Origin of the sequence: Pseudomonas sp. MWU16-30316, from assembly GCF_020515645.1 — a bacterium.
GTDB lineage: Bacteria > Pseudomonadota > Gammaproteobacteria > Pseudomonadales > Pseudomonadaceae > Aquipseudomonas > Aquipseudomonas cerasi.
In genome coordinates, this window is the sequence record NZ_JAIZAZ010000010.1 from 23,749 (window position 1) to 36,876 (window position 13,128).

Genomic DNA, 13,128 nt, shown 5'->3' on the forward strand with positions numbered 1-13,128 from the left:
GTGGGTAACGGTACTGATTATAAAGTACGCCTTTTGTAGCATTCGCCCGGCAACTGCATATTGTCCGAAATCAATACCGGCACCTTCTGACACAAAAGACAGACCGCCCTGACGGACGGCCTGTGTTTTCAACGCGTTGCGCGGTGTATCAGTGGAATTGCTCTTCTTCGGTCGACCCGGTGAGTGCGGTTACCGACGATACGCCGCCCTGAATCACGGTCGTCATGTCGTCGAAATAGCCGGTACCCACTTCCTGCTGGTGAGCCACGAAGGTATAACCCTTGGCAGCGTCGGCGAATTCCTGTTCCTGCAGCTTCACGTAGGCGGTCATGTCGTTGCGGGCGTAGTCATGCGCCAGATTGAACATGCTGTGCCACATGTTGTGAATGCCTGCCAGGGTAATGAACTGGTGCTTGTACCCCATCGCCGACAGCTCGCGCTGAAATTTGGCAATGGTTGCGTCGTCGAGGTTTTTCTTCCAGTTGAAGGACGGCGAGCAGTTGTAGGACAGCAACTGATCCGGGTATTCCTTTTTGATCGCTTCGGCGAAGCGGCGTGCCTCGTCCAGATCCGGCCTGGCGGTTTCGCACCAGATCAGATCGGCATAAGGCGCGTACGCCAGACCGCGTGCGATGGCCTGATCGAGGCCGGCGCGAACCTTGTAGAACCCCTCATGAGTCCGTTCGCCGGTCACGAACGGCTTGTCATAGGGGTCGCAATCGGAAGTCAGCAGGTCGGCAGCGTTGGCATCAGTCCGGGCCAGAATGATGGTCGGTACACCGGCCACGTCGGCGGCCAGGCGTGCAGCGACCAGTTTCTGTATGGCTTCCTGAGTCGGGACCAGCACTTTGCCGCCCATGTGGCCACATTTCTTCACTGAAGCCAGTTGATCTTCGAAGTGCACCCCGGCGGCACCGGCCTCGATCATGTTTTTCATCAGCTCATAGGCATTGAGTACACCGCCGAATCCGGCTTCCGCGTCTGCCACGATCGGAGCGAAGTAGTCGATGTAGCCTTCGTCGCCCGGCGCCTTGCCGGCTTTCCACTGGATCTGGTCGGCACGGCGGAACGAGTTGTTGATGCGCTTGACCACGGTAGGCACCGAGTCAACCGGGTACAGCGACTGATCCGGGTACATGGACTCGGCAGAGTTGTTGTCGGCGGCGACCTGCCAGCCGGAAAGGTAGATGGCCTGAATGCCAGCCTTGACCTGCTGCACAGCCTGGCCACCGGTGAGGGCGCCCATGCAATTGACGAAATCCTTGTCCGGCCGAAAGGACGGTTTGGCACCCTGGGTCACCAGGTTCCACAGCTTGTCCGCGCCCAGCCGTGCAAAGGTGTGTTCGGGTTGAACCGAGCCGCGCAGGCGGACCACATCTGCAGCGGAATAAGTACGGGTCACGTTTTTCCAGCGCGGATTTTCAGCCCAGTCTTTCTCGAGAGCCGCTATTTGTTGTTCGCGTGTCAGTGCCATGGTGATAAACCTCTAGAAGTAGGTCTCGTTGGAAAGTCCTGCTCCGCCAAAACGCCTCGTTTATCGAAGGCACGGTAGATGGCTGCTCGCTGATCAGGGGTTTTGCCTGAAGCCGCATGTTATGAGTGGCGCGACGGGCGAACGAGGTGCTTGAGGGAAGAGCGGGTGTCCGGACATGAGGCTGTCAGATGGACAGTCGGGCCTGCAGTGGCATTGTGCATCACCGTCGGCCTTGCCGGGTTACCGTTTACGCTTCCGTCCCTCGGGACAACTTCGTTCCAGTCGCAACCTCGTCAAACTGCCTTGTGGGCGATGCGGACACGAATCGGCTCTGCGGGTGTGTGAGAGCGGCGACTCGAAGGCTTTTTGCAAAGCCTCTGATTAGCGGGAGCGAGGCAATCATGCCTCGCACTTCAGGGGGCGTCAAACGTTTTGTAGTGCTTTTTTTAAATCACTACATATTTGTGAAAAGTAGACCGGACAGTCATCAAAAGGCCCGTAAGTATTGGGTTTTCAGCCCGTGCAGGCTATTCGAGGGTTTCGACCTTTACACGCAAAATCATATCGTCACGACCCTGTGTGGAATAGCGTTGCGCCAGGCCACTTTGATCCGCGACGGATTCATTGCTGTTGCTCGCCAGTGTGATCCATTCTCCCAGCCGTCCGCTGACCTGGCTGTCAGTACTCTGCACCTTGATAGCGTCGGGTCGCTCCTGGCTTATGCGGTCATGATTGGTGCTGATACTCAGGTGAACCGTGTCGCCGGTTACGCTGGCCGTGACGTAAAAACCTTGGGTTACATTGCGGTACTCGGTGTCGCTTCGGGAATATCCGTACGCGTCCGTGGATGAAGAGGTCAGCGGCACACTCTGGCCAACCTGTATGAGTGCAGGGGTGCCCTCGCTGGTCTGCACTTGTTGCACGCCGCCTTCACGGCTGGCGGTACCGTACTGAATAACCCGCGAGCCACTGCTGCTGCGGGTCGCGCTGTCGCTGGTGTCGACGCTGATCAGCAAGCGTTTCGGTGCCGTATCGAGCTGCGAGATCAAGGCGCGAAGTTCTTCGATCTTGCGTGACTCTGCATTCACGATCAGTTGATTGCCGTAGGCGCTGACGGTGCCTTCGTCCCCCAGAAAGGATTTGGCGACCGGCAACAGATCGGCACTGGTGCGGTAGTTGAGCGGGACGACTTCGGTCGCCGCGAAGACCTGAGCGCTGAAGACGATCAGCATCGAGGTGAGCGCTGCATTGAGCAAGTTGCGTACTGACATGTTCATTCTCCGCGGTGAGCGCGTAAAGCATGATTGTGCCACTGTGTCGGCTGCAGGCAATCAAGCTGAATGGTCAGGCATAAAAATGCCCTGCGGCTTTTCGGTTCGACCTTGAGGGGGCGAGCGAAAAAGAGCAGGGCGATCATCATGTAGTGCCGCTGAAAGCGCCTACATAACTGCGTTGATCACGCTTCGCGGAGCATATCAACGTGTGGCAGGCCGGCTTCGAGAAACTCGTCGCTGATAACCGAAAAGCCGAAGCGCTGATAAAACTCGACGGCCTGCACCTGAGCGCTCAGCTTGAGCGGCTTGAGCCCACGCTGTTCGGCTTCATGGATCACTGCACCCAGCAGAGCCTCGCCGACCTTCAGGCCACGCCAGTCTCTCAGGACTGACAGGCGACCGATCTCGCCATCGGGCAGCAGTCGGGCAGTGCCCACCGCATATTCACCCTCGTACGCAAGAAAATGCACGGCACCTGCGTCTTCGGCATCCCACTCCAGTTCCGGCGGCACCGATTGTTCGGCAATGAATACCGAATCGCGTATGCGCCGGATATCGGCGTTGTTCTTCTGCCATTGGGCGACAGTTACAGTGACTTTATTCATCGGCAAATCCCAGGCTTCCTTGTTTTACGAGTTCGCAAAGCAAATTGCGCCCCTCGTCATCGGCCAACCATTGGCCAAGGTTTTCGCTGTGCAATGCATCGGCGGCACAGATCAGTTTGAGCAGGTCACGCAGGCTGCCCGGCAGCAGGCGGCTCTGGCCACTGGCAAACAGTAGCAGATCGTCATCGACTTCAGACCACGCCAGCCGTGCGCTCGGGTTACGAATCAGCACCGCGCCCTGCTCAAGGCTGTCGAGCAGGTCCTGTTCGTCGAGCTCTGGGCCGGTCACCAGTTCCGGGTAGCGCGGTTCGGTCATGAACTGGCCGAACCAGGTCAGCAGCAGGCGTTCGTCACTCATGTGCTCGGCCAGCAGCGTTTTCAGGCGATCAAGCGCTTCATGCTGGATCTGATGAGGATCGCTGACCGGCTGGGCGTCAGCATCGGTGTAGCGCTCTTCGTCCGGTATGAACTGGCTGAGGAAGTCAGTGAAGTGAGTCAGGACTTCGGCGGCGCTTGGTGCACGGAAACCGACCGAGTAGGTCAGGCAGTCGTCGACGGCGACGCCGCAGTGCGCCAGGCGCGGCGGTAGATAAAGCATGTCGCCCGGTTCCAGCGTCCACTCTTCGGTCTTCTCGAATTCGGCAAGAATGCGCAGGTCGGCATGCTGCAGCAGCGGGCTTTCCGCATCGCACATCTGGCCGATCTGCCAGTGGCGTTTGCCATGCCCCTGAAGCAGGAACACATCATAGTTGTCGAAGTGCGGACCGACGCTGCCGCCAGGGGCTGCGTAGCTGATCATCACATCGTCAATCCGCCAGCTGGGCAGAAAGCGGAAGTTTTCCAGCAGCTCGCTGACTTCCGGAACGAATTGGTCCACGGCCTGGACCAGCAGCGTCCAGTCGCGCTCGGGCAGTTTGCTGAATTCGTCTTCAGCGAACGGGCCACGACGCAGCTCCCACGGGCGCTCGCCGTTTTCGATGACCAGGCGCGACTCCACTTCTTCTTCCAGGGCGAGGCCGGCAAGCTCGTCCGCGTCGATCGGGCTTTGAAAGTCCGGCAGAGCCTGGCGGATCAGCAGCGGTTTTTTCTGCCAGTAGTCACGCAGGAAAACGCGAGCAGTGATGCCGCCCAGAAGTTGTAGAGGAATATCAGGATTCATGTGTAAGCCCTTGAAATGAAAACGCCCGGCACAGCCGGGCGTGTGCAATTTTTTTGCGTGTCAGATGCGCTTGGCCTGAGCGGCTGCGTTACCGATGTAATTGGCAGGCGTGAGCTTCTTGAGCTCGGCCTTGGCTTCGGCAGGCATGTCCAGGCCGTCGATGAAAGTCTGCAGCGCTTCAGGGCCGATGCCCTTGCCGCGTGTCAGCTCTTTCAGTTTTTCGTACGGGTTTTCGATGTTGTAACGACGCATGACGGTTTGAATCGGCTCTGCCAGAACTTCCCAGCAAGCGTCCAGATCGGCGGCAATGCGCTGCTCGTTCAGTTCCAGCTTGCTGATGCCCTTGAGGCTGGCTTCGTAGGCAATGACGCTATGGGCAAAGCCGACGCCCAGGTTGCGCAGTACGGTGGAGTCGGTCAGATCACGCTGCCAGCGGGAGACAGGCAGCTTGCTCGCCAGATGCTGGAACAGTGCGTTGGCGATGCCCAGGTTGCCTTCGGAGTTTTCGAAGTCGATCGGGTTGACCTTGTGCGGCATGGTCGAGGAGCCGATTTCGCCAGCAATGGTGCGCTGCTTGAAATAGCCCAGCGAGATGTAGCCCCAGATGTCGCGGTCGAAGTCGATCAGGATGGTGTTGAAGCGGGCAATGGCATCGAACAGCTCGGCAATGTAGTCGTGCGGTTCGATCTGCGTGGTGTAGGGGTTGAAACCCAGGCCCAGCTCGTCTTCGATGAAGGCCCGCGCATTGGCTTCCCAGTCGATGTCTGCATAGGCAGAGAGGTGGGCATTGTAGTTGCCGACTGCGCCGTTGATTTTGCCGAGCAACGGGACTGCTGCGATCTGACTGATCTGGCGCTCGAGGCGGTAAACGACGTTTGCCAACTCCTTGCCCAGTGTGGTCGGGGAGGCGGGTTGGCCGTGGGTGCGGGACAGCATCGGCACGTCTGCAAAGCGAATCGCCAGCTCGCGGATGGCGTCGGCGATCTGGCGCATCAGTGGCAGCACTACGGTGTCGCGACCCTCGCGCAGCATCAGTGCGTGAGACAGGTTGTTGATGTCTTCGCTGGTGCAGGCGAAGTGGATGAACTCGCTGACCTTTTCCAGCTCTGGCAATTTGGCAGCCTGCTCCTTGAGCAGATACTCCACAGCCTTCACGTCATGATTGGTGGTGCGCTCGATTTCCTTGACGCGCTCGGCATGTTCCACGGAGAAGTCTTCAGCCAGGGCATCCAGGATGGCATTGGCTTGCGCGGAGAAGGCCGGGACTTCGGTGATTTGCGGGTGAGCCGCAAGACGCTGGAGCCAGCGAACTTCAACCATCACGCGGAAACGGATCAGGCCGTATTCGCTGAAAATAGGGCGCAAGGCCTGGGTTTTGCCGGCGTAGCGGCCATCAACAGGGGAAACCGCAGTGAGCGAAGAAAGCTGCATGGGATGCTCTCGGACAGTCGGGCGACGAAAAGGGCGCATATCATACATGAAAAGTCAGTCGGACCGGAGCCCGCCGACCAGCGTAGACAGCGTCGTGCCTGGGGTGGTGAAGGTCATTGGCGCGCGGCGGGTCAGCCGTGCAGCAATGGGTAGAGTTCTTTCAACAACTTGCGGCGGCTGAACACCAGTTGCCAGCGATGACCGCCAACTTGCCGCCACAGGCGGGCAGAGCGTATACCGGCCAGCAGAATGCCGCGAATCTTCGAGGCATTGTTCGGCTGCTGCAGGTTACGCATGTCGCCTTGTACCTGAATGCGCTGGCGCAAGGTACTCAGGGTGTCCTGGTACAGCGCGCCGGTCGCGGCAATCACGTTCTCATGGGCGATGCCAAAATGCTCGACCTGGGACTGAATCACCGGAATGCGTTTGCCGATCACTTCAAGCAGGTCATCACGCTTGGCCAGCTGGCGCTCGAGGCCGAGCATCGACAGGGCGTAGCGCAACGGTTCGCGTTGCAAGGTTGCCGGGTCACGTTCCAAGGCGCTGGCCATGGCGCGATAGCCTTCGTGCAGGTTGAGATCGTCGCCGCCGTAAACGTCCAGCGTATCCTTGGGGTCGACCACCAGCAGGCTGCCGAGCATGCAGCTCAGGGCTGCTTCGCTGATCTGACCGGTCTTGGCGATCCGGTCGACCAGCACGGCGGCCTGGAATACACCGCCCAGAGCGATCAGTTGTTCCTGAGTCGGGCTCATCAACGCTTGTCCTTGCTGGTCCAGGGTTCGGCAATTTCGATCACGCCGCCGCCCAGACAGATTTCGCCGTCGTAGAACACCACGGACTGGCCGGGGGTGACGGCGCGCTGCGGGTCATCGAATGTGGCGCGGTAACCGTCAGCGGTCTTTTCCAGCGTGCACGGCTGGTCGCCTTGACGATAACGGACCTTCGCGGTGAGCTTGCGCGGGCTGCTCAGGTCGATCGGGTTGACCCAATAGATTTCCGAAGAAACCAGCGCACGGGAAAACAGCCAGGGGTGATCATTGCCCTGACCGACAATCAGTTCATTGTTGTCCAGGTCCTTGACCAGCACGTACCACGGATCATCACTGGCGTCCTTGAGGCCGCCGATGCCCAGGCCCTGGCGCTGGCCGATGGTGTGGTACATCAGGCCGCTGTGACGACCGATGACTTCACCCTCGGTGGTCTTGATTTCGCCGGGCTGGGCGGGCAGGTACTGGCGCAGAAAATCAGTGAAGCGGCGCTCGCCAATGAAGCAGATTCCGGTGGAATCCTTCTTCTTGGCAGTGGCCAGGCCGTGTTTTTCGGCAATGGCCCGGACTTCCGGTTTTTCCAGTTCGCCAACCGGGAACAGCGTCCGGGCGATCTGCTCGCCGCCAACGGCGTGCAGGAAGTAGCTCTGGTCCTTGTTCGGGTCCAGGCCCTTGAGCAGCTCGGTACGTCCATCGATATCACGGCGGCGCACGTAATGGCCTGTAGCGATAAGGTCAGCGCCCAGCATCAGTGCGTAGTCGAGAAACGCCTTGAACTTGATTTCGCGGTTACACAGGATGTCCGGGTTAGGGGTGCGCCCGGCCTTGTACTCTTCAAGGAAGTGCTCGAAGACGTTGTCCCAGTACTCGGCCGCGAAGTTGGCCGTGTGCAGCTTGATGCCGATCTTGTCGCACACGGCCTGGGCGTCCGCCAGGTCTTCGCGGGCGGTGCAGTATTCCGTTCCGTCGTCTTCTTCCCAGTTCTTCATGAACAAGCCTTCCACCTGATAACCCTGCTCCATGAGCAGTACGGCGGAAACGGAAGAGTCCACGCCGCCGGACATGCCGACTATGACGCGCTTCATTTCTGAGTTCGAGGGGGCTGGATCACGCATGGGGGTTCAACGGCTGACCTGTAAAAGGACGCGATTCTATCAGGCTGAGGGCGTCGAGTCTCACGCCTTGTCGCGCAGCAGGTCGAGACTGAAATGTTCGCCATCGAGGTAGTCGTCCAGACAACGCAATACCAGCTCGCTGCGCCAGCGCTCCTGTTGGGCCACTAGTTCATCGCGAGTCAGCCAGACTGCGCCGACGATGCCTTCATCGAGTTGATACTCCGGGTGGTGGCGCAGGCCCTTGGCGGCAAAGCAGATTCGCTGGTAGGTCACGCCATTGCTCGGCGCGGTGTACAGGTAGATGCCCACCACGCTGGTCAATTCGACGTCCCAGCCGGTTTCTTCCAGGGTTTCACGCACGGCGGCACGTTGCAGGCTTTCGTTCGGGTCCAGGTGCCCGGCGGGTTGGTTGAGTACGGCGCGTCCGCCTTTGATTTCCTCGACGAAAAGAAAGCGGCCTTGATCTTCGACGATGGTGGCGACGGTAACGTGGGCTTGCCAGGTCATGGTAATGGTCTCTTTGCAGGGGATTGGGTCAGCCGTAACAGCTTATTGGTGCTCGAACTGCAGGTCATGCCTCAGGGCGCTGACGCAGAAGTCCACAAAGGCTCGCACTTTGGATGAGCGACGACGGCCCTCCAGGTAAACAACGTGAACCGGTTCCGGCGTTATTTCGAACGTTTCCAGAACACACTTGAGCCTGCCTTCCTGCAGGTGATCGCGTATCTGATAGTACGGCACCTGGGTCAGCCCCCAGCCTTGTAATGCTGCGCTGATCGCCGCCTGATAAGACGTCAGGCTGAGTCTCGAGGCGACATCGACCGAATAATTATTGTCATCGATCCGGAAAAGCCATTGAGGCGGGCGTTCGGCGGTGGTGGTTGAAACCGTCGAATGCTGTCGCAAATCGTCGGGATGCTGCGGAACTCCATGCTTTTCGAGATAGGCCGGGGATGCGCAAACCATGCGCCGCACGCTACCTGTCGGGATTGCGGTCAGAGACGAATCGGGCAGGGCACCGATCCTGACGGCCACGTCGACGCCCTCATCGAGCATGGACACTACTCGGTCGACCAGAATGGCACGGATGTCCACAGCCGGAAAACGCTCGAGAAAGCTCGTCATTACGGGCACGACATGCAGCGCGCCGAACATCTGGGGTGCGGTGATCGTCAGCAGGCCGCCTGGCACTGCATGCAAGCCGCCTGCCGCGCTTTCAGCCTCATCAAGGTCGGCAAGCAGTCGGCGGCAATCAGCGGCGAAGCGCTGGCCCGCCTCGGTGAGCCGCATGTTGCGAGTGGTGCGCACCACCAGCAGGATGCCCAGGCGGCTCTCCAGACTCGCGACAGCCCGGGTTACCGTGGCGGTCGACAGGCCAAAATGGCGGGCTACCCCGGCAAAACTGGTTTGCTCGGCAAGTCCGGCAAAAAGCGTCATTTCCTGAATACGGTCCATAGGCAGCCTGCTTGCCACGAAAGATGCGAAATCGTATCAGCATTTCAGAAATTGAAAGGGTGAATTGATTTTTTCGGTAATTCTGCAGTCCAGTTGCAATGACTAGGATGGCGACTCATTCATCCAGCCCGGTCAGACTCTGCTATGAAAAATTCCGGTTCAGTCGACGCTGAAAATGCCGCATCCGGTGTCAGTCGGCGCAAGGTTTTACAGGCGTCAGCGTTAGGCGCTGCTTCTGCTCTCGGGGCGTCGTTGGTGAGCGCCGCTTCTGCAAGCAATAAACCTCTATCCAGGGAAAGTGCAATGAGCATTGATGATGCCTTCCGCGTGACGTTTCACACTCAGCAGGTAGGGGACGTCAATGTGTTCTATCGCGAAATCGGAGCCAAGGACGCCCCTGTGCTGCTGTTGCTTCATGGTTTCCCGAGTGCCAGTCACATGTTTCGTGACCTGATGCCATTGTTGGCGAGTCAGTACCGCCTGATCGCTCCCGATCTGCCCGGATTCGGTAATACCAAAGCACCACCGCGCGGGCAGTTCGATTACACATTCGAAAACCTTTACAAGGTAATCGAGGGCTTCACCGAGGCGCTGGGCCTGAAGAAGTATGCGTTATACATATTCGACTATGGCGCACCGACAGGTTTGCGGCTCGCAGCGGCGAACCCGGAGAAGGTCACCGCAATCATCAGTCAGAACGGCAATGCCTACCTGGAGGGATTCAGCGATCAATGGGGCCCGTGGCAAGCCTATTGGCGCGAGCCTTCGGCAGCCAATCGCGAAGCCTGTCGCGCCTCGCTCTCACCGCAAGTCATCCGGGACTGGCAATACGGTACGGGAGCCGATCCTGAAAAGCTTTCTCCCGATGGCTGCAACCTCGACATTCTGTATATGGCGCGGCCGGGCGCAGAAGAGATCCAGCTTGATCTGATTCTCGACTACCGCAGTAACGTAGCGGCTTATCCCTCGTTTCAGGAGTACCTGCGCAAATATCAGCCACCCTTGCTGGCGGTCTGGGGCAAGCACGATCCTGCGTTCATACCTCCGGGCGCGCATGCTTTTCGCAAAGACGTTCCGGCGGCTGAAGTGCATCTGCTGGATGCAGGCCACTTTGCATTGGAAACGCACGCGCCGGAGGTCGCTGAATACATTCGCGACTTTCTTTCGCGCGCGCTGAAAAGCTGAAGTGGGTAATCATGTTCTTGAGCAGGGATCTCCCAGGCTTGCGAGATCACACCTGTAACTGAAATTTTTCATGGGTAAAAAAAATCCCCGGCAACAGGCCGGGGATTTTTTTGCGAGGCGGTGCATTTTTATGCACCGCCTCGGATTGCCTCTTACAGCGCGGCGATAGCCGCGTTGAGCGTGGCGCTCGGGCGCATGGCCTTGCTGGTGACTTCCGGGTTAGGGAAGTAGTAGCCGCCAATGTCTACCGGCTTGCCCTGAACCGCGTTCAGCTCGGCAACGATTTTTTCTTCGTTGTCGGTCAGGGTTTTCGCCAGAGGTGCGAACTGCGCCTTGAGGTCTGCATCGTCGTTCTGAGCCGCCAGTGCCTGAGCCCAGAACAGGGTCAGGTAGAAGTGGCTGCCGCGGTTATCGATACCGCCGACCTTGCGCGAAGGCGACTTGTTACGGTCCAGGAACTCGCCAGTGGCCTGGTCGAGGGTCTTGGACAGAACCAGTGCTTTCGGATTGTTGTAGGCATGGCCCAGATGCTCGAGGGACGCTGCCAGAGCCAGGAATTCACCCAGCGAATCCCAGCGCAGGAAGTTTTCCTCGACGAACTGTTGCACGTGCTTCGGAGCCGAACCACCTGCGCCGGTTTCGAACAGGCCGCCGCCGTTCATCAGCGGAACGATCGACAGCATCTTCGCGCTGGTGCCCAGTTCCATGATCGGGAACAGGTCGGTCAGGTAGTCGCGCAGTACGTTACCGGTGACCGAAATGGTGTCCTTGCCTGCGCGAGTGCGTTCCAGGGTCAGCTTCATCGCGTCGACAGGTGACAGGATCTGGATATCCAGGCCCGACGTGTCGTGGTCGCCCAGGTACTTGCGCACTTTTTCGATCATCACGCTGTCATGGGCGCGGGACGAATCCAGCCAGAAGATAGCCGGGGTATTGCTGGCGCGGGCACGATTGACGGCCAGTTTCACCCAGTCCTGAATCGGTGCGTCCTTGGCCTGGCACATGCGCCAGATATCGCCCGCTTCGACCTTCTGTTCCATCAGCAGGTTGCCCTGGCTGTCAGTTACACGAACAACGCCGTTGGTCTGAATGTGGAACGTCTTGTCGTGGGAGCCATACTCTTCGGCCTTCTGAGCCATCAGGCCGACGTTCGGTACGCTGCCCATGGTGGTCGGGTCGAATGCGCCATTTTTCTTGCAGTCTTCGATGACTGCCTGATAGATGGTGGCGTAGCAGCGATCCGGAATCACGGCCTTGGCATCGTGCAACTGACCGTCTGTGCCCCACATCTTGCCGGAGTCACGAATCATTGCCGGCATTGAGGCGTCGACGATGACGTCGCTCGGCACGTGCAGGTTGGTGATGCCCTTGTCGGAATTGACCATCGCCAGCTGTGGGCGAACGGCGTAGACCGCTTCGATATCAGCCTTGATTTCTGCCTGCTTGTCAGCGGGCAGGCTAGTGATGCGCTCGTACAGGTCGCCGATGCCGTTGTTCAGGCTGAAGCCGATCTGCTTGAGCGTATCAGCGTGCTTGGTCAGCGCATCCTTGTAGAACTCGTCGACGATCTGGCCGAACATGATCGGGTCGGAGATCTTCATCATGGTCGCTTTCAAGTGCACCGAAAACAGCACGCCCTGCTTGCGGGCGTCTTCGATTTCGGCAGCAATGAAGCTGCGCAGGGCCTTGGCGCTCATGACCGAGCAGTCGACGACTTCGCCAGCCTTGACGGCGGTTTTTTCCTTCAGGACGGTGGTGGTGCCGTCCTGAGCGACGAGTTCGATCTTGACGGTATTGTCGGCCGCGATCTCGGCGGCTTTTTCGCTGCCGTAGAAGTCGCCGTTGCTCATGTGTGCAACGTGAGCCTTGGAGTCAGCTGACCAGGCGCCCATCTTGTGCGGGTGTTTGCGCGCGTAGTTCTTGACCGACAGCGGGGCGCGGCGATCGGAGTTGCCTTCGCGCAGAACCGGGTTCACGGCGCTGCCCTTGGTCTTGTCGTAGCGTGCGCGGGTTTCTTTTTCCGCGTCAGTGGCAGGATTTTCAGGGTAGTCAGGGATGTTGTAGCCCTGATTCTGAAGCTCCTTGATGGTCGCCTTCAATTGCGGGACCGAGGCGCTGATGTTAGGCAGCTTGATGATGTTGGCTTCTGGCGTGGTAGCCAGTTTGCCCAGCTCGGCGAGATGATCCGGCACTTTTTTGTCGGCAAGCAATTCCGGGAAGCTGGAAAGAACACGGCCCGCCAGAGAAATGTCGCGTGTTTCCACGTCGATATCGGAGGTCGCTGTGAACGCTTCGATAATAGGCAGCAGGGAGTAGGTGGCGAGGGCTGGAGCTTCGTCGGTGAAGGTGTAGATGATCTTCGAGCGGTTGGACATTCGTATTAACTCTCTTTTGCTGAGCATGCACAAAATCTCGATACGCGCATTCTAAGCGCGCTTGCCCACGGTTCGGCCATGAGCCAGGTCGAGGTTTATTCGCGGTGATGTTGGGTGCATCAGTCGAGCGTCAAGCTGTCGGGTCAGGTAGCAGCCCGACGCATAAGGAAGGCCGAGGGTCAGAATTCGGACGGGTCGGCCTTGATGACTCTGCGGTCACGGCGCGAGTATATCAAACCATTGGCACCAAGCATTAATGCTATGCGAGCTATCGAAAAATGAATATCC

At 58.7% G+C, this 13,128-nt stretch carries 11 protein-coding genes; 1 reads left to right on the forward strand and 10 read right to left on the reverse strand.

Annotated features, from left to right (window positions below; genetic code table 11):
- Positions 1-148: 148 nt before the first annotated feature.
- From aceA to LCH65_RS24110, 9 genes are all read right to left on the reverse strand, one after another.
- On the reverse strand, positions 149-1,474 hold the full coding sequence (gene aceA, locus LCH65_RS24070; protein ID WP_058396340.1) for an isocitrate lyase: 1,326 nt from the start codon (positions 1,472-1,474) through the stop codon (positions 149-151).
- Between the two features lie 527 nt (positions 1,475-2,001).
- Complete coding sequence (locus tag LCH65_RS24075) at positions 2,002-2,745, reverse strand: secretin N-terminal domain-containing protein (protein ID WP_058396339.1); 744 nt, start codon at positions 2,743-2,745, stop codon at positions 2,002-2,004.
- Positions 2,746-2,930: 185 nt separating this feature from the next.
- Positions 2,931-3,353 carry a GNAT family N-acetyltransferase gene (locus LCH65_RS24080; protein WP_003371737.1) on the reverse strand — a complete coding sequence of 141 codons (423 nt, stop codon included), beginning with the start codon at positions 3,351-3,353 and terminating at the stop codon, positions 2,931-2,933.
- Complete coding sequence (locus LCH65_RS24085; RefSeq protein ID WP_065349569.1) at positions 3,346-4,512, reverse strand: cupin domain-containing protein; 1,167 nt, start codon at positions 4,510-4,512, stop codon at positions 3,346-3,348. The genes LCH65_RS24080 and LCH65_RS24085 overlap by 8 nt, the downstream gene beginning before the upstream one ends.
- A 60-nt stretch (positions 4,513-4,572) precedes the next feature.
- Entirely contained in the window at positions 4,573-5,943 is a 1,371-nt protein-coding gene (purB, locus tag LCH65_RS24090) for an adenylosuccinate lyase (RefSeq protein WP_003371741.1), read from the reverse strand.
- A 131-nt stretch (positions 5,944-6,074) separates the two neighbouring features.
- Positions 6,075-6,695: a high frequency lysogenization protein HflD gene (hflD, locus tag LCH65_RS24095; RefSeq protein ID WP_003405097.1), complete on the reverse strand. Its 621-nt coding sequence runs from the start codon at positions 6,693-6,695 to the stop codon at positions 6,075-6,077.
- Positions 6,695-7,825 carry a tRNA 2-thiouridine(34) synthase MnmA gene (gene mnmA, locus LCH65_RS24100; protein WP_011168961.1) on the reverse strand — a complete coding sequence of 377 codons (1,131 nt, stop codon included), beginning with the start codon at positions 7,823-7,825 and terminating at the stop codon, positions 6,695-6,697. Before mnmA ends, hflD begins: the two co-directional genes overlap by 1 nt.
- A 60-nt stretch (positions 7,826-7,885) precedes the next feature.
- On the reverse strand, positions 7,886-8,332 hold the full coding sequence (locus tag LCH65_RS24105; RefSeq protein WP_003350322.1) for an NUDIX hydrolase: 447 nt from the start codon (positions 8,330-8,332) through the stop codon (positions 7,886-7,888).
- A 42-nt stretch (positions 8,333-8,374) separates the two neighbouring features.
- Complete coding sequence (locus LCH65_RS24110; protein WP_024663379.1) at positions 8,375-9,280, reverse strand: LysR family transcriptional regulator; 906 nt, start codon at positions 9,278-9,280, stop codon at positions 8,375-8,377.
- 303 nt (positions 9,281-9,583) lie between these two features.
- Here LCH65_RS24110 and LCH65_RS24115 point away from each other — a divergent pair, with 303 nt between their 5' ends.
- The gene (locus tag LCH65_RS24115; RefSeq protein ID WP_003436010.1) at positions 9,584-10,465 is read left to right on the forward strand and encodes an alpha/beta hydrolase; all 882 of its coding nucleotides are present in this window, start codon (positions 9,584-9,586) and stop codon (positions 10,463-10,465) included.
- 152 nt (positions 10,466-10,617) lie between these two features.
- On the opposite strand, the gene LCH65_RS24120 is transcribed toward LCH65_RS24115, so the two are convergent.
- Positions 10,618-12,840 carry an NADP-dependent isocitrate dehydrogenase gene (locus LCH65_RS24120; protein WP_044308824.1) on the reverse strand — a complete coding sequence of 741 codons (2,223 nt, stop codon included), beginning with the start codon at positions 12,838-12,840 and terminating at the stop codon, positions 10,618-10,620.
- Positions 12,841-13,128 lie beyond the last annotated feature (288 nt).

Bases quoted from the DNA above. Each gene is read 5' to 3' on its own strand.
- aceA (WP_058396340.1), bottom strand. From the start codon at position 1,474: ATGGCACTGACACGCGAACAACAAATAGCGGCTCTCGAGAAAGACTGG.
- LCH65_RS24105 (WP_003350322.1), bottom strand. From the start codon at position 8,332: ATGACCTGGCAAGCCCACGTTACCGTCGCCACCATCGTCGAAGATCAA.
- LCH65_RS24115 (WP_003436010.1), top strand. From the start codon at position 9,584: ATGAGCATTGATGATGCCTTCCGCGTGACGTTTCACACTCAGCAGGTA.
- LCH65_RS24120 (WP_044308824.1), bottom strand. From the start codon at position 12,840: ATGTCCAACCGCTCGAAGATCATCTACACCTTCACCGACGAAGCTCCA.
- LCH65_RS24080 (WP_003371737.1), bottom strand. From the start codon at position 3,353: ATGAATAAAGTCACTGTAACTGTCGCCCAATGGCAGAAGAACAACGCC.
- mnmA (WP_011168961.1), bottom strand. From the start codon at position 7,825: ATGCGTGATCCAGCCCCCTCGAACTCAGAAATGAAGCGCGTCATAGTC.
- purB (WP_003371741.1), bottom strand. From the start codon at position 5,943: ATGCAGCTTTCTTCGCTCACTGCGGTTTCCCCTGTTGATGGCCGCTAC.
- LCH65_RS24110 (WP_024663379.1), bottom strand. From the start codon at position 9,280: ATGGACCGTATTCAGGAAATGACGCTTTTTGCCGGACTTGCCGAGCAA.
- hflD (WP_003405097.1), bottom strand. From the start codon at position 6,695: ATGAGCCCGACTCAGGAACAACTGATCGCTCTGGGCGGTGTATTCCAG.
- LCH65_RS24085 (WP_065349569.1), bottom strand. From the start codon at position 4,512: ATGAATCCTGATATTCCTCTACAACTTCTGGGCGGCATCACTGCTCGC.
- LCH65_RS24075 (WP_058396339.1), bottom strand. From the start codon at position 2,745: ATGTCAGTACGCAACTTGCTCAATGCAGCGCTCACCTCGATGCTGATC.